The organism is Gottfriedia acidiceleris, from assembly GCF_004138285.1.
In the GTDB taxonomy this organism is placed as follows: Bacteria; Bacillota; Bacilli; order Bacillales; family Bacillaceae_G; genus Gottfriedia; species Gottfriedia acidiceleris_A.
On record NZ_SCFN01000004.1, the window covers coordinates 114,649 to 130,374 of the forward strand.

Here is a 15,726-nt window from a genome sequence, read left to right on the forward strand (position 1 = left end):
AATAGCTTAGATCTCAATAAAAAAACCCGCAAAGGCTCAATTTCCTGTTGCGGGTTTTACTTATATCTTGCAAAAATTTCACTAAACCATTGAGTAGTATTATTAATCAGTAAATTGTTGAGTCCAATAAGTTCCTACCTTACCTACTCCAAGTTGTTTAAAGTTAGCGTTCATGATGTTCGCTCTGTGTCCTGGTGAATTCATCCAATCAGTCATTACTTCCTTCGCTGTTGTTTGACCATGTGCGATGTTTTCTCCTTTATATCCACCTTTAAAGCTTAATGTTGAATGATACATATTGTTCGCGTTACTCATTGTTTGTGACCATGCTTGAGCTGTTCCATTTAGATAACTAGATAGTATTAATGGCTTTAATCCACCCTTACCACGCTCGATATTTACTAAATCTAAAATTTGTTGTTGAATCGAGGCATTTGAGCTAGCTGGTGTAGATGGGTTTGATGGTGTTGTTGTTGGACTTGATGGTGTTGCTGGTTTTGTTGTTGGTTTAGTTGGCGGAACATATTTTACGTATTTTTTCAGAATATATCTTGTCTTACCTTTATAGCTAACTTTTACAAATGTACTATTGTAAGCCGAGTAGTTAATTTTTTGATTTTTAGCTAGATATCCAACAATTTTAGCGCTATTGCTGGCTTTGACTTTTACAGCTACTTTAGTAGCTGTTACTGCACCTGAAGTTGCTCCAGCATTTGATCCTAATCCCAAAACCATTGGCGCTGCGATTGCAATTCCTAAAACTGTTTGAGTTACTTTTTTGATGTTTTTATTCAAATTGAATTCCCCCAATGTTTGTTTTTAGTTGTTGTTATCGCTTACAAGAACAATCGTACACTAACACATACATACATACAACCTAAAAATAAAAAAAGGAAGATTTTACTAACAATCATCCTTTTTCATCTTCTAATTCTTTTCTATATTCTTCTTTAAGAATTTCTTTTACATCTTCTCTTTTAATAAAATCTTTTATAAATTCTCTAATTCCTTGTTTTCTCATTTCCTCAAGCATTTCATTCCTAATTCCTTCAATATCAACAGACTTATCAATTTCTTTTTTAAGAATTCCTTTAATATCTGGTTCCTTTATACCTAACAGGTAATATGAGCGTTTGATACTTTGTTGTATGCTTGAACGACTTTTCTGCTCTAAGTCAGCTATTTCTTGGTAGCTGTATCCTTTTTCTCTTAATTCTACTCTCTTCTTCATTAATTCAGTTAATTTATTCCAATTTGGATTATTTTCATAATTCATTATGTATTAACCTCTTATCTCTTATTTTAGTACTGTATACATACCATACACCAATACATCCTTTTTTACAATTTTTGAAAAATATTAAAACCAATCTAAATTAAAAAGAGTCGAAAGTTTAATCTTTCGACTCTTCTCTTAGTGCTTAACCACTTATTGATTACATACCTTTTACAACACTTGCACAACGTAAACAAAGTGTAGGGTGTACTTCATCTTTTCCAACTTCTTCTGTAACTACCCAGCATCGTTCACAAGTTTCACCTGTCGCAGGAGTTACTTCAATATTTAAAGTATCAAATTTTTGCGCTGTTTCGGGAGCTTGCTCATTGCTATTTGCAATTTCTACTTGAGAAACAATTAATAATTGTTTGAAGTCTTCATTAATAGAGTTTAATAACCCTGCTACTTCTGCATTAGGATAGATTTTCACTGCTGCAGTTAGAGATTTACCGATTACTTTTTCATTACGTGCAACCTCAAGTGCTTTTAATACGTCATCACGTAAATCCATGAATTTTTCCCACTTAGCTTCTAAGCTTTGAGTATCGCCGAAATCTTTAATATCTGGCATTTCAGTTAAGAAAATACTATCAACTGCAGTACCTGCCATATGTGACCAAACTTCTTCAGCTGTATGAGGTAAAATTGGAGCTACTAAACGAGTTAGTGCTTGTAATGACTCATGTAATACAGTTTGAATTGCTAAACGATCTTTATTCGTTTTTGGCTCAATATATAAAACATCTTTTGATAAATCAAAATAGAATGAACTTAATTCTGTTGTACAGAAGTTTTGAATTGTGTGGTAAACATTTGCAAATTCATATTTCTCGTATGATTCACGAACAGTTTTAACCACATTGTTTAACTTAACTAGCATGTATTGATCTAATTCGCGTAGCTCTTCATATTTTAAAGCATCTTGTTCTGCGTTAAATCCATCTAAGTTTCCTAGTAAGAAACGGAACGTATTACGGATTTTACGGTATACTTCAGCAACTTGTTTCATTAATGCGTCAGAAATACGAACATCTGATTGATAATCTACAGAAGCTACCCATAGACGTAAAATATCTGAACCATACTGATTCATAATTTTTGATGGTAGGACGATGTTTCCGATTGATTTACTCATCTTGCGACCTTCACCATCTAAAACGAAACCATGGCTTACTACAGCTTTATAAGGAGCTTGGCCTGTTACAGCAACGCTTGTACTTAATGAAGAGTTAAACCAACCACGGTATTGGTCAGAACCTTCTAAGTAAATGTCAGCAGGGAAAGATAATTCCTCACGAGTGTTTAACACCGCTTGATGTGATGAACCACTATCAAACCATACATCCATGATATCTTTCTCTTTAGTGAAGTTACCATTTGGTGAACCAGGATGTGTAAATCCTTCTGGTAATAATTCTTTTGCTTCTTTTTCAAACCAAATATTTGAACCATGCTCTTTAAATAAGTTCGAAACATGTTCAATTGTTTCTTCAGTAATAATTGCTTCCCCGTCTTCAGCATAGAATACTGGGATCGGAACTCCCCATACACGTTGACGTGAAATACACCAATCTCCACGATCACGAACCATGTTAAATAGACGAGTTTCACCCCAAGCTGGGAACCACTTAGTATCTTGAACAGCTTGCATTAATTGCTTACGAATTGCTTCAATTGATGCAAACCATTGTGCAGTTGCACGGAAGATAATTGGCTTTTTCGTTCTCCAGTCATGTGGATAAGAGTGTGTGATAAATTGTAATTTTAATAAAGCACCTTTTTCTTCTAATGCTTTTGTAATTTCTTTATTAGCTTCATCATAGAATAAACCTTCAAATCCAGGAGCTTCTTTTGTTAGAACACCTTTTTCATCTACTGGACAAAGTACTTCTAATCCATATTGTTGACCTACACGGAAGTCATCTTCACCATGACCAGGTGCAGTATGAACACAACCTGTACCAGCGTCAGTTGTTACATGATCACCTAAAATAACGACTGACTGGCGATCATACAATGGATGCTTACAAATGATTCCTTCAAGTTCTCCGCCTTTGAAAGTCTTTTCAACTACTGCATCTTCCCAACCTAGTTCTTTTGCTACAGATTCTCTTAACTCACTAGCAACTACGAACTTGTCACCATTTACAGATACAACATCATAGCTTAATTCAGGATGTAAACATACAGCTAGGTTAGCTGGGATTGTCCATGGAGTTGTCGTCCAAATAATGAATTTCTCTCCACCGTTTAGAACATTTTTCCCATTTTCAACTGCAAATGCAACATAGATTGATGCTGAACGCTTATCTTGGTATTCGATTTCCGCTTCTGCAAGTGCAGATTCACTTGATGGAGACCAATATACTGGTTTAAGACCTTTATAGATTAATCCCTTAGTAGCCATTTTACCGAATACTTTAATTTGTTCAGCTTCATATTCTTTTTCAAGTGTGATATATGGTCGATCCCAATCACCTAAAATTCCTAAACGTTTAAATTGTTCTTTTTGGCGCTCTACTTGCTCGTATGCATATTCTTCACATAGTTTACGGAATTCTGCTACTGACATTTCTTTACGATTTACTTTTTTATTTGCTAATGCTTGTTCAATCGGTAAACCGTGAGTATCCCAACCTGGAACGTAAGGAGAACGGTATCCATTCATATTATAAAAACGTACGATGAAATCCTTTAATACTTTATTAAGTGCATGTCCCATATGAAGGTCACCATTTGCATATGGTGGTCCATCATGTAATATAAATGACGGTTTTCCTTCGTTATGTTTTTGAACAGTTGCATAAATATCTTTTTTGTTCCACTCTTCTTGAATTTGTGGCTCACGTTGAGGTAAATTTCCTCTCATAGGAAATTCAGTTTTTGGCATAAGTAACGTATCTTTGTACTCCATTTGCTTTCCTCCATTTTTAACTTGATTGATTTAAAGCTAGCCGTTTTAGGCAAGTCCAACTACTCTATGCCAGCTTACTTTACATTTTTTAAATTCCACATTAACGCATTGTATCCATCTTACAAGCCTTTTATTAGTGGAGTTGTCTATTATGTATAATAAATCGTATAAGACGCAAAAAACCTTCCTCATCCCAAAAAAGGGACGAGAAAGGTTCCCGTGGTACCACCCTAATTGACAATAAATTTGATTAAATCATTGTCCACTTAGCATTCATAACGTGAATGAAACGTCTTTTCTTACTCATTTTCAGAAAAGCACTCTAGGGTGATTTTCCTTCTATTTTCTATATCAAGCTTACACTATCCTTGACTCGCTACCTAGTTTTATAGAAGTACTCTTCCCTGTCACCGATTTACTATTAATATCTAATAAATTATATGTAAAACTTTACAAATCGTCAAGGCTTATACGACTAGTTTGCGATTTCTTCTTTTTCTTTATCTTCTAAAATATGATCCCAATCTTCATGACCTAACATTTCTAATTGAGTTTCAATTGCCATTCTTAAACGAGTTCGGAAAACTTTGGATTGCTTCTTAAGCTCTTCAAATTCCATCGTAACTTTTCTAGATTTAATTAAAGCTTCATTGATAATACGATCAGCATTTTTTTCCGCTTCTTTAATGATCAATTTCGCTTCTTTTTGGGCACTACCTTTTACATCTTCAGCAGCTTCTTGCGCAATCAAAATTGACTTATTTAAAGTTTCTTCTATAGTAGAAAAATGCTTTAATCTTTCTTTCATATCAAGAATTTGTTCTTCTAATTGTTTCTTCTCACGAATAACTAATTCATAATCTTTAATGACTTGATCTAAAAACTCGTTAACATCATCTTCGTCATAGCCACGAAAACTTTTACCAAATTCTTTATTATGAATATCAAGTGGTGTTAAAGGCAATTAAGCCACCTCCATGTAAGTGTGTTCTTTATTAATAGGTTATAATAAATTTTCGACAGTTTCTACGTTTTTCCTTCTACAATTTCTGACTATTTTTTAACACCGTAGTTTATCCGCCATTTTTCTTTTTTTGATAAGCCATCAATTGACATTAACATTCCTCTACCAAAACCTTTTACAGAGAATAAATCTCCTTCTTCACATAAAAACGAAGTAGAATCAATAACTCGCTGATTTACTTTAACGTGCTCGGCTTTAATTAAGCTTTGAGCTTTTTGTCTCGATATATTATAAAATTCACTTAATAAGACATCTAATCTTAGTGATGATACAGTCCCATTATTAGTTTGCCAAACATCATCTGATTCAATCAATTCTTTAAATGAAATTCTCCTTAATTTAATTGGCGATTTTCCTACAGAAATTAAGTTATTTTCAACAAAACTTGCTATTTCATCAGTAACAATTACTTGAATCATATCATTTTTAATTAGAATATCACCAAATTTTCCTCTTGTGATACCTAAAGACATTAATGATCCTAATACTTGCCGATGAGATAAAGTGTGAAATTTAGCTGCATAAACTAAGTCAAATGCAACTAAAGAATAGTCCTCTTCAACTGGTGTATAAAAACTCGGATAAATAATTGCACGCTTTCGTTCACAATCCTCACGACCACCAAAAAAAGCGACAAAACACTCCCCTTGATTACCGATAATTGATTGCATAATCATTTGTTCTCTTAAATCAAGAAAATCCGTCAACTTAATAGAATAGCGTTCAATTGCTTGTTCCTTCCAACTGAGAACCTTGTCTACGAAAACATGCTCTTCTTTTCGAAAATGATCATAAATACTCATTGATGCAATCCTCTTTTTCATCAAACTATCAATATTAATTAAAAAAGAGAACCTGTTAGATTCTCTCTTAAAAGAAACGAGAAATATTTGCAATACCAATTCCAGCAAATTCTAAAGCAAATAATGCAATAATTGGTGAAAAATCAAACATACCGATTGTCGGAACAATTCGACGGAACGGCTCTAAATATGGTTCTGATAACCTACCAATTAAGCGACCGAAGCCTGATTGTCTTATTTGAGGGAACCAAGATAAAATGATATGAATTACGATGACGATTCTATAGTATGAGATTAATTTGTATAAAATAAAAAAAAGTATATCCATTTAATTACCACCTTTTAATGGAATTGTCTTCCTCAAATAACATATCTGTAATCGTTCCAGAAATATCAATATTATCAGGTGTACAAATAAACGTATTTGTACCAATTTTTTTTATATCTCCACTTATTGCATAAACAGTACCACTTAAGAAATCAACAAAGCGTTTAGCTTGATCGATTTGCATTTGTTGTAAATTGATCACAACTGCTTTTTTTGATTTTAAATGGTCTGCAACATCCTGTGCTTCTGCATATTCACGCGGCTGCGCTAATACAACTTTTGACGACAAAGAAGCTCCTCCTGGTATACTTACTAATTTTTGCTTTGATGCATTTCGCTCATGGTTTATTTCTTCATTTACATGTTTAGAAAATTGTTGTTGTTGATGCTGTTGTTGATATTGTTTTTGTTGTTGTTGTTGTTGATGTTGATGTTGCTGCTCTTCGTATTCATAATCATCTTCATACTCATCTTCCATTGCAAAAAAGTTTCTTACTTTCCCAATAATACTCATCTTCTCTACCTTCCCTTTCCTACTAAATCAGTACCTATTCTTATGAATGTAGCACCTTCTTCTATTGCTATCTCAAAATCATTAGACATACCCATTGATAATTCAGAACATGGAATATTTGCAATCTGTAGATCTTTTACTTTTTCTTGTAATTCCTTTAATCCTCTGAAACTATTTCGAATGATCGTTACATCCTCCGTGAAGGGTGCCATCGTCATTAACCCAACAACTTGTACTTTATTAAATTCTGAAAGCTGTCTAGCAAATTCGATTACATCATTTGGATGTATGCCATGCTTTGAGTCTTCTCCAGATACATTGACCTGTAGGAAACATTTTAATGGTTCAGCTGCTCTTTTTTGTATCTCTTCTGCTAAGGATAGTCGATCTAAAGAATGTAGGTAATCTATTCTATGTATGACGTCTTTTACTTTTCTAGTTTGAAGTGAACCAATAAAATGCCAAACAACATCATTTTTGATGTGATCTTGTTTTTCCTTTAGACCTTCAAAACGGTTTTCGCCTAATTGATGTATCCCTTCAGCTAAAACTTCTTTAGCCACTTCAGTAGATACTTGTTTAGTAACTGCTATTAAAGTGACTTCATCATTTCGATCTGCTCTTACTTTGGCTGCATTAATTTGTTCACTAATACGTTCATAATTTTGTTTGACTGTCATGATGCTAATTCCTCCAACCAATATAACTCATCATTCTTCCTGTTTTCCCACCATCTCTACGGTGAGAAAAAAATATGTTCGGGTTACAACTTGTACAATAATTTGTCATGATTATATTTTCTTCACTAATGCCCGATTTAATGAGTAATTGTTTGTTTGCTTCTTTTAAATTCAATTTGAATTTCCCGTTATGTAAAGTGGTTAAAATATTATTGGGAATCTTGTGTTCAAAAGCTTCATTTAGCTTATTCATCACAAAATCATCCACTTCATAACAACAATCACCAATTGATGGCCCTATTGCAACTTGGATATTTTTTAGTTTTAAGTTTTCTTCTTTAATCCATTTTTCGATTAGACGTCCGCCAATGTTTTGAACAGTACCTTTCCAACCTGCATGAGCTAAACCAATAAATTTACTTGTTGGTTCAAGGAAATACAATGGAACACAATCTGCATAACAAGAAGTTAATAATATATTTTCCTCATTCGTATAAAAACCATCTGTTGTCTCGATGCTAGTTTCGTAATCAGTAACACCTTTGCCACAATCTTTTTTTGTCACTTTTACTACATTATTCCCATGAACTTGTTCTGAACAAATCCATTTCGCCTTTGAAAACTCTAATTTACTCGCAAGGAGTTCTCTATTTTCTACGACAGTATCCTTCGAGTCATTTACATGTAATCCAAGATTAAAAGAAGTGAAACAACCTTGGCTAACTCCATCATTTTTTGTTGTAAATCCTGCAACTAAATGTTTGTATGAGTCTTCCCAAGGTTGAATCATAAAAGTACTTTCAGTCGATTGAATGAAGCTCTCTTTCATATTTATAAGACCTCACAGAAACTAATTTAGTAAATATATATGTAAACCAGTTGATGGTTTCCTATATTTTACCATAGATTTCACATTTTTGATTATTTTTGACAAAACACAGTTATTTTTTTCACTTTCGAAAGTATAAATTAGCAGCAAGGAATCGTACTCGAAGTGGTAGACAATTTTAAGAATAAAGTAAAAATGCAACTACGTCTTTAACTTCGCCTAAAAAGCTCGTCAGTCGACTAGTTTTCTTTATGTGAATTTTACTGGACTTGCTTGGTTTTCATCCAAATCTACAGATGAACGATATTTTACCAAAATAACATCCTCACCTATTTTCACAATATCATTCCAATAAATTGTCATTTCCTCTTCTTTACTAAAAAAATTTAATCCCTTCCCTGGCTTTGTTAGAATAATCGAAGTAATTTTTCCGTTTGATTGATCAATATCTAAATCAACAATATTTCCTAATTTCTTTCCATCGGCAACATTTACAACATCTTTAACTTGAAAATCTGAAATTCTGGCCATTTAACTTCACCATCCTTTTTATAAAATATATGAAGTAAGGGCCAAACATCATGATAAAATTCAAATAAAAATGTGTTAGACAATGTTGTTCGATGTTCATCCATTGTCTAACACATTATTATCGTATTTACATTCTTCCAGTTTAACTATTTAGTAGTTATTGGATTATTTAGTTTATACAATTGTTTGTTTATAAATTTCATTCATTATAATAAGCAATTCATTATACAGGATTGAAGCTTGGCTCCAATTGTTTGCTCCTCGAGGTCATAAGTCGAAGCCCAATGAAAGTAAAAAGCAACTTTCCTTTTGAGTAATTACTCTTTATTCAGGCAAAGAAATATGTTCGATGTCTAGCTCCGGCTCCTAGCTCCTCGAGGTCATAAGCCAATTTCCGGTAAAGGTTAAAAACCAAACCTTTACCGGAAATCGTCTTATGCTTGTCGGAGCTGAACAGTCGCCTCCGCTTTTCGTTATGTCTAGTTCCGCAAGCTAGCTCTTCGGTAATATTCCATTAATCTTCGAAGTGGAAAGACCACCACTTCTTCAGATGAATGGAGATATTCCTTTCAGAGCTGGGCGAGCTTGCTCCACATTTCGGTTTATCCCTGTATATTTTTATTCATTTGTTTTATTGCTGATTTTTCTAGTCTGGATACTTGTGCTTGGGAAATTCCGATTTCTTCGGCAACTTCCATTTGTGTTTTTCCTTGGAAAAATCGTTTGCTTATGATCATTTTTTCTCGATCGTTTAGTCGTTTCATTCCTTCACGTAGTGCTAGTTCTTCAACCCATTGCTCGTCCTTATTTTTATCATCACTTAGCTGATCCATTACAAAAATTGGATCTCCGCCATCATTATATATCGGTTCAAATAACGAAACTGGGTCTTGAATTGCATCTAATGCAAAGACGATTTCTTCATGTGTTACGCCTAGTACTTCTGCGATTTGAACAGGAGTTGGTTCTTTTGAATTCTCTGCTAATAATCGCTCTCTAACTTGTAATGCTTTATAAGCAATGTCTCTTAATGATCTAGACACTCTTATTGGGTTATTATCCCTTAAATATCTTCTTATTTCACCAATAATCATAGGTACAGCATACGTCGAAAATTTTACATTTTGGCTTAAATCAAAATTATCAATAGACTTCATAAGGCCTATGCAGCCTACTTGAAATAAGTCATCCACAAATTCTCCGCGATTATTGAAACGCTGAATAACACTTAGGACAAGTCGCAAATTACCGTTTACGATTGTTTCTCTTGCGCTTCGATCACCGCTTTGCATTGCGTGAAATAACTTACGCATCTCATCATTCTTTAAAACTGGAAGCTTTGATGTATCTACACCGCATATTTCTACTTTGTTTCGTGTCATGATGTTCCCTCCTACTTGGAGTTGCTGTACTATAGGTAAGTATCTCCTTCGGTGGAAAATTTATGCACAAAATAAAATATACAAAAATAATAAATTCAGTATAAAAAAACCTACCAAATAGGGAAAAAGCAAGGGTTTCCTTTGCTGAATTAATGAAAATTAGCAGCTAGGACTTATGAAAATATTTTTAAAAATTATTTGGATATCCTTCATACATAGAAAAAACCGATTAGTATTTGAAAAACTCAAATCTAATCGGTTCTTATATTTTAAACCATTTTATTAAACTCTTTTCGAAGTCTTTTAATAATACGTTTTTCTAATCGGGATATATATGATTGCGATATTCCAAGCATATCAGCTACATCTTTTTGGGTCTTTTCTTCGGTTCCATCTAATCCAAATCGTAGTTCCATTATTTGTTTTTCACGATCATTCAGTTGATCTAATGCCTTTGTTAGTAATGATTTATCGACATTGGCTTCTAAGTCCTTCGTTATGATATCGTCTTCTGTACCTAATACATCTGAAAGTAATAATTCATTACCATCCCAATCAATATTTAATGGTTCATCGAATGAGACTTCAGAACGGTTTTTATTATTTCTGCGTAAGTGCATCAGAATTTCATTTTCGATACATCTTGAAGCATAAGTTGCCAATTTAATTTTCTTTTCCGGATTAAAGGTATTAACGGCTTTTATCAATCCAATTGTACCAATGCTAATTAAATCTTCAATATTAATCCCAGTATTTTCAAACTTTCTTGCGATATAAACTACTAATCGTAGATTTCTCTCAATTAATAGTGATCTAGCACCTAAATCGCCATTCGGTAGTTTCTGTAAAAGCTTTTCTTCTTCTTCCCTTGTCAAAGGAGGTGGTAATGCCTCACTTCCCCCAATGTAGTATACTTCATCTGCTTTCAAACCAAGCTTTACTAATAGCTTATACAAACCTAACTTTAGTTTTAAGAAAAATCGATTCATTTTCTACCTCCTATGCAATTTCATTAATTGTTCCCTGCATCATTTTTGGATGAAGGATACATTCATATAAATTGTCTGAAGACAAAGTAACATGACTCAATCCAATTAAAACCGAACTCGATGAATACCATTTCCCATTAATTTTCAATTTAACAACGGTAGGTTTTATTGCGACGAGGAATTGATTACTTTGACCAATACTTTTGTAAGGTATATAGGTTCCTTGAAAAAAACTTAAGACATCGAGTGCTTCAGTATTATGTAATGTATTTTCAGAGTCCCTAACTAACTTTACTAGTTCTATAGGTAATCCATAATCACTAGTGGAACAATCTAAAATAATAACTGGTTTCCTAGAAAGCGGTTCATGTAGAGAGTTACCACTATCCATTAATCCTCTAATTTTAATTGAAGTGTTCCGCCACACAATTTCCATTTCATACATTTCATTCAATTTCCATTTTGTAAACGAGATCTGATTAATCGATTTTCTAGCGTAAAATATGACAATTGGTAGCATTCCAATTACAAAATACCAGCTAACAGGATCCCCATAAAAGGATGATTTGGCTAAATTTGATTCATTAGTAGCAAATAAATAATGTAAGCCTAATAATGCACCACCTAAAATGAATGTTGAAAAATAGAAGATACTTAATAGCTGTAAAAAAGTGATAATCCGTTGACGTCCAAATGCAAAAAATACGATGAAAAACGATAATAATATTTTCATAAAGGGTGAGCCAACAACATATGCATAAGGAGTAAACGTCATTAAAACAACGATAGAACCTAACAGTGCTCCTAACAATGACCGCAAAATAGATACATTTCTTTTTAGAATTAAGCCTGTCAACTGAATAATCAAAAAGTCCATTAACAAGTTTAATAACCAAACAAGATCGCCATATATCACCAATTTTGTTCGCCATCCTCTATAGAATATTCATTTATATGTAAGTATAGGATGAGCACGGTAAGAAGTCTGTCAAAAAAAGGTATCTTTATTGAAGAGTTTTTCGACAATACATTTTCGAAATATGGATTGGACAGGTCAATATTTTATAGAAATCTTTCACTTTATTTCTATTAAATCTGCCCAATAAGGAGTGAGGTTTTGGATAACTGGCTATTTCATTCACCCATTTTTGAGTTTGACGGAACTAAACCATCAATAAGACAACACTCTGCTTGGAAAGGTCACGCTAAATTTGCTTACGATTTAGTTCAATTCGTGAAACCAAAAAAAATTGTAGAATTAGGTACACACTTTGGCTTTTCTTTTTTCTGTTTTTGTCAAAGTGTGAAAGATCATAATCTGTTATGTGAATGTTTTGCAGTTGATACTTGGCAAGGTGATATGCATAGTGGATTGTATAGTAATGAAGTTTTTGATACTGTGAATGAAGTTGCTCAAAAACATTATCAAAAAGAAGCTAAAATGTTACGTAATTCTTTTGATGAAGCTATTCAGTCTTTCGAAGATAATACGATCGACATACTTCATATTGACGGGTTTCATACTTTTGAAGCTGTGTTACATGATTACACTACGTGGCTACCAAAAGTAGCTAAAGAAGGTATAGTTTTAATACATGATACTGAAGTAAGAATACAAGATTTTGGAGTTTATAAATTTTGGGAAGCTATTAAACAACTTAACCCATCTTTTGAGTTTACACATTCACATGGTTTAGGTGTTTTATTCCCTAAAGGCTGTAACGAAAAGTTCAAGAGTGTCTTTAGTGATCTGACTAATTTACAAAATCACTACTCGAAAGAATGAAAAAAACCAAGGTAAGAGATTCATCTTATCTTGGTTTTTTTACATTTATTAGCGTCTTTTACGATTACGTAAGAACGCCGGAATATCTAAGTCATCAAGACTAGTTACATTTTTAGTCGTTTCTACAACCGGAACTTCTTCGCGAATTGGTTCGCGTTTAATAGTTGGTTGTGGAGTTTGAGTAGGCGTTGAAATTGTTTGTCTTGCCATTGGTTTTGGAGTAGGTGGTGCTGTAATGACACCTTCAAATCCAGTCGCAATAACTGTTACAATAATTTCATCCTTTAAGTTTTCATTGATTACAGAACCAAAAATCATATTTACTTCTGCATCACATGCAGTCGATACGATATCTGCTGCTTCTTGAACTTCATATAAGCTTAAGTTAGTTCCACCAGTGATATTCATAAGTACACCTTGCGCACCATTAATTGAAGTTTCTAATAATGGACTAGAAATAGCTTTTTTAGCTGCTTCAGCTGCACGGTTTTCCCCACCAGCAACACCGATACCCATTAATGCAGAACCTTTATTAGACATAATCGTCTTAACATCTGCAAAGTCAAGGTTAATTAATCCCGGAACAGCGATTAAGTCAGAAATACCTTGAACCCCTTGACGAAGGACATTATCTGCTTCGCGGAATGCTTCTAGCATTGGGGTATTACGATCAACGATTTCTAATAATCGGTCATTAGGAATAACAATTAAAGTATCAACGCTTTCCTTCATTGCAGCGATTCCTGTTGCCGCTTGAGTTGAACGCTTTCTACCTTCAAATGTAAATGGACGAGTAACTACACCTACAGTTAATGCACCTAATTCTTTTGCTACTTGTGCAATTACTGGAGCTGCACCTGTTCCTGTACCGCCACCCATTCCAGCAGTTACGAATACCATGTCTGCTCCTTTAAGAGCTTCTTGTAATTGTTCTCTACTTTCTTCTGCTGCTTTTTTACCAACCTCTGGATTAGCTCCTGCCCCTAAACCACGAGTAAGTTTGCCACCGATTTGCATTTTCACTTCAGCTTTTGATAGATTAAGAGCTTGTGCATCAGTATTCACAGCAATAAAATCTACACCTTGTACTCCATGTTCAATCATTCGGTTAACGGCGTTATTACCTCCGCCACCTACACCAATTACTTTTATCTTCGCTAAAGCATCTACATTTGTATCAAAATCTAACATGATTGATCCCCCTACTTTTCAAATTCATCACAATTAATCCCATAAATATTTAAAAATGCTTTTAACTTTACTCATGACGCGCTCTTCATCCTGCTGTTTTGGTTTTGTATTTGAATTTGAAACAGCTACAGGTTTTCGTTCATTTGATTCGAATGCAATATTAGAGCTAAGTTTTTTTCCACGCATTTTTGATTTATAAAAAGCATACTTGATTAGACCTACGCCAGTAATGTATTGAGGTTCTCTTACACCAATATAATCTGGTGTTGCAACCCTTACATTATTTTTAAATACCTTTTGAGCTAAATCGATTACACCAGTCATTGTTACTGTACCACCAGTTAGAACAAATCCACCTGGTAAATTGCTTCCTCTCATTCTTACAAGCTCATTTTGAACCATTAGGAATATTTCTTCTAATCTAGCTTCAATAATATCGGAAATTTCTTGCTGACTGTATTGTTGGTGTTGTTCACTACCCATTATTGGAACACTTAATACTTCTTCAGGTAATGCAGTATCATAAAAAGCATGTCCAAATTTCACTTTAATTTTTTCTGCATCTTCTGTTGAAGTTTTCAGTCCAATTGATATGTCTTTTGTAATATGGTCCCCTCCAACAGGTAGGACTGAAGTTGCCATTAATACCCCTTCTCTAAAAAGAGAAATTGTAGTTGAGCCTCCACCGATGTCAACAAGTGCTACACCTAAGTTTTTCTCATCCTGCTTTAGTCCTATCGTACTTGCAGCCATAGGTTGTAGACATATATCCGTTACTTCTAACCCCGCTCTTTCAACACAACGAAGTATATTATGTACTAGAGTTCTTGAACCAGTGATTAATGTACCTTCCATTTCCAATCGTACACCAATCATTCCTCTTGGGTCTTTTACCTCAGAAAGGCCATCAACAATGTATTCATGTGGAACAACATCGATAATTTCTCTTTCCGGTGGTATAGAAATTACTTGAGCCTGATCCATTACTCTTAAAACATCTTCATTGTCAATTTCTTTATTTTCTTTAGAAACTGCTACTACGCCGTTAGTACTAATCAATTGCACTTGATTCGCACTAACCCCTACAATTACTTTGTCAATATGAATGCCAACCATTCTTTCTGCTTGATCAATTGCTTTTTTGATTGATTTGACTGTATCATCTATATCAACTATTGACCCACGTTTTAAGCCTGAAGATTTAACATTACCAACACCGATAATGTTAAGTGTGTCGTTAACTAGTTCTCCTATGATTACTTTAATTGTTGAAGTTCCAACGTCAAGACTCACATAGATCTCATTGCTGTTCATGATGGCACCTCCTTTTTCTCTCTATCTATTATAATCGAGCATCAATTCATTCTTAAATATCATATATGACATCTATTCAACATTTACGGGGTTTTTCCTCTTTTTTAAGTTTGATTTTTCATAATCTTTTTAATTTTTTTCATTATATCTCTTTAACTACTA

Annotated in this window: 16 protein-coding genes and 1 other annotated feature; of the genes, 1 reads left to right on the plus strand and 15 read right to left on the minus strand. The window is 33.7% G+C overall.

What is annotated here, in order from left to right; translation table 11 throughout:
- Window positions 1–102: 102 nt before the first annotated feature.
- The 13 genes from EP747_RS07205 to spoIIGA form a co-directional block, all read right to left on the minus strand.
- Complete coding sequence (locus EP747_RS07205) at window positions 103–795, minus strand: CAP domain-containing protein (protein WP_129689193.1); 693 nt, start codon at window positions 793–795, stop codon at window positions 103–105.
- A 115-nt stretch (window positions 796–910) separates the two neighbouring features.
- Window positions 911–1,276: a hypothetical protein gene (locus EP747_RS07210; RefSeq protein WP_129689194.1), complete on the minus strand. Its 366-nt coding sequence runs from the start codon at window positions 1,274–1,276 to the stop codon at window positions 911–913.
- Between the two features lie 160 nt (window positions 1,277–1,436).
- Window positions 1,437–4,193, minus strand: a complete 2,757-nt coding sequence (gene ileS, locus EP747_RS07215; protein ID WP_129689195.1) for an isoleucine--tRNA ligase — start codon at window positions 4,191–4,193, stop codon at window positions 1,437–1,439.
- 197 nt (window positions 4,194–4,390) lie between these two features.
- Window positions 4,391–4,613 (minus strand) — a binding site (T-box leader).
- 55 nt (window positions 4,614–4,668) lie between these two features.
- Window positions 4,669–5,157: a DivIVA domain-containing protein gene (locus EP747_RS07220; RefSeq protein WP_129689196.1), complete on the minus strand. Its 489-nt coding sequence runs from the start codon at window positions 5,155–5,157 to the stop codon at window positions 4,669–4,671.
- 89 nt (window positions 5,158–5,246) lie between these two features.
- Window positions 5,247–6,020, minus strand: a complete 774-nt coding sequence (locus EP747_RS07225) for an RNA-binding protein (protein ID WP_129689197.1) — start codon at window positions 6,018–6,020, stop codon at window positions 5,247–5,249.
- A 67-nt stretch (window positions 6,021–6,087) separates the two neighbouring features.
- Entirely contained in the window at window positions 6,088–6,348 is a 261-nt protein-coding gene (locus EP747_RS07230) for a YggT family protein (RefSeq protein WP_129689198.1), read from the minus strand.
- A 4-nt stretch (window positions 6,349–6,352) separates the two neighbouring features.
- The gene (locus tag EP747_RS07235; RefSeq protein WP_129689199.1) at window positions 6,353–6,862 is read right to left on the minus strand and encodes a cell division protein SepF; all 510 of its coding nucleotides are present in this window, start codon (window positions 6,860–6,862) and stop codon (window positions 6,353–6,355) included.
- Between the two features lie 5 nt (window positions 6,863–6,867).
- Window positions 6,868–7,542 carry a YggS family pyridoxal phosphate-dependent enzyme gene (locus tag EP747_RS07240; RefSeq protein WP_129689200.1) on the minus strand — a complete coding sequence of 225 codons (675 nt, stop codon included), beginning with the start codon at window positions 7,540–7,542 and terminating at the stop codon, window positions 6,868–6,870.
- Window positions 7,543–7,546: 4 nt separating this feature from the next.
- The gene (pgeF, locus tag EP747_RS07245) at window positions 7,547–8,371 is read right to left on the minus strand and encodes a peptidoglycan editing factor PgeF (RefSeq protein WP_129689201.1); all 825 of its coding nucleotides are present in this window, start codon (window positions 8,369–8,371) and stop codon (window positions 7,547–7,549) included.
- A 249-nt stretch (window positions 8,372–8,620) separates the two neighbouring features.
- Complete coding sequence (locus EP747_RS07250) at window positions 8,621–8,902, minus strand: YlmC/YmxH family sporulation protein (protein WP_056471068.1); 282 nt, start codon at window positions 8,900–8,902, stop codon at window positions 8,621–8,623.
- Window positions 8,903–9,504: 602 nt separating this feature from the next.
- A complete protein-coding gene (gene sigG, locus EP747_RS07255; protein WP_056471070.1) occupies window positions 9,505–10,284 on the minus strand; it encodes an RNA polymerase sporulation sigma factor SigG in 780 nt (259 codons plus the stop codon).
- 269 nt (window positions 10,285–10,553) lie between these two features.
- Window positions 10,554–11,273 carry an RNA polymerase sporulation sigma factor SigE gene (gene sigE / locus EP747_RS07260; RefSeq protein ID WP_056471072.1) on the minus strand — a complete coding sequence of 240 codons (720 nt, stop codon included), beginning with the start codon at window positions 11,271–11,273 and terminating at the stop codon, window positions 10,554–10,556.
- 10 nt (window positions 11,274–11,283) lie between these two features.
- Window positions 11,284–12,189, minus strand: a complete 906-nt coding sequence (spoIIGA, locus tag EP747_RS07265) for a sigma-E processing peptidase SpoIIGA (protein WP_235832794.1) — start codon at window positions 12,187–12,189, stop codon at window positions 11,284–11,286.
- 201 nt (window positions 12,190–12,390) lie between these two features.
- Between spoIIGA and EP747_RS07270 the strand changes: the two genes are divergently transcribed.
- Window positions 12,391–13,059, plus strand: coding sequence for a class I SAM-dependent methyltransferase (locus tag EP747_RS07270; RefSeq protein ID WP_129689203.1), 669 nt, complete (start codon window positions 12,391–12,393; stop codon window positions 13,057–13,059).
- A gap of 48 nt (window positions 13,060–13,107) precedes the next feature.
- Here EP747_RS07270 and ftsZ read toward each other — a convergent pair whose 3' ends face one another.
- Both ftsZ and ftsA read right to left on the minus strand, forming a co-directional pair.
- On the minus strand, window positions 13,108–14,250 hold the full coding sequence (gene ftsZ / locus EP747_RS07275) for a cell division protein FtsZ (RefSeq protein WP_056471082.1): 1,143 nt from the start codon (window positions 14,248–14,250) through the stop codon (window positions 13,108–13,110).
- Window positions 14,251–14,283: 33 nt separating this feature from the next.
- Window positions 14,284–15,564 carry a cell division protein FtsA gene (gene ftsA / locus EP747_RS07280; protein WP_129689204.1) on the minus strand — a complete coding sequence of 427 codons (1,281 nt, stop codon included), beginning with the start codon at window positions 15,562–15,564 and terminating at the stop codon, window positions 14,284–14,286.
- Between the last annotated feature and the right edge of the window lie 162 nt (window positions 15,565–15,726).

What these genes read in the sequence shown, in the direction of transcription:
- EP747_RS07210 (WP_129689194.1), bottom strand. Translation starts at nt 1,276, where the DNA reads ATGAATTATGAAAATAATCCAAATTGGAATAAATTAACTGAATTAATG.
- ftsA (WP_129689204.1), bottom strand. Translation starts at nt 15,564, where the DNA reads ATGAACAGCAATGAGATCTATGTGAGTCTTGACGTTGGAACTTCAACA.
- EP747_RS07235 (WP_129689199.1), bottom strand. Translation starts at nt 6,862, where the DNA reads ATGAGTATTATTGGGAAAGTAAGAAACTTTTTTGCAATGGAAGATGAG.
- pgeF (WP_129689201.1), bottom strand. Translation starts at nt 8,371, where the DNA reads ATGAAAGAGAGCTTCATTCAATCGACTGAAAGTACTTTTATGATTCAA.
- sigG (WP_056471070.1), bottom strand. Translation starts at nt 10,284, where the DNA reads ATGACACGAAACAAAGTAGAAATATGCGGTGTAGATACATCAAAGCTT.
- ileS (WP_129689195.1), bottom strand. Translation starts at nt 4,193, where the DNA reads ATGGAGTACAAAGATACGTTACTTATGCCAAAAACTGAATTTCCTATG.
- EP747_RS07240 (WP_129689200.1), bottom strand. Translation starts at nt 7,542, where the DNA reads ATGACAGTCAAACAAAATTATGAACGTATTAGTGAACAAATTAATGCA.
- ftsZ (WP_056471082.1), bottom strand. Translation starts at nt 14,250, where the DNA reads ATGTTAGATTTTGATACAAATGTAGATGCTTTAGCGAAGATAAAAGTA.
- sigE (WP_056471072.1), bottom strand. Translation starts at nt 11,273, where the DNA reads ATGAATCGATTTTTCTTAAAACTAAAGTTAGGTTTGTATAAGCTATTA.
- EP747_RS07225 (WP_129689197.1), bottom strand. Translation starts at nt 6,020, where the DNA reads ATGAGTATTTATGATCATTTTCGAAAAGAAGAGCATGTTTTCGTAGAC.
- EP747_RS07230 (WP_129689198.1), bottom strand. Translation starts at nt 6,348, where the DNA reads ATGGATATACTTTTTTTTATTTTATACAAATTAATCTCATACTATAGA.
- EP747_RS07250 (WP_056471068.1), bottom strand. Translation starts at nt 8,902, where the DNA reads ATGGCCAGAATTTCAGATTTTCAAGTTAAAGATGTTGTAAATGTTGCC.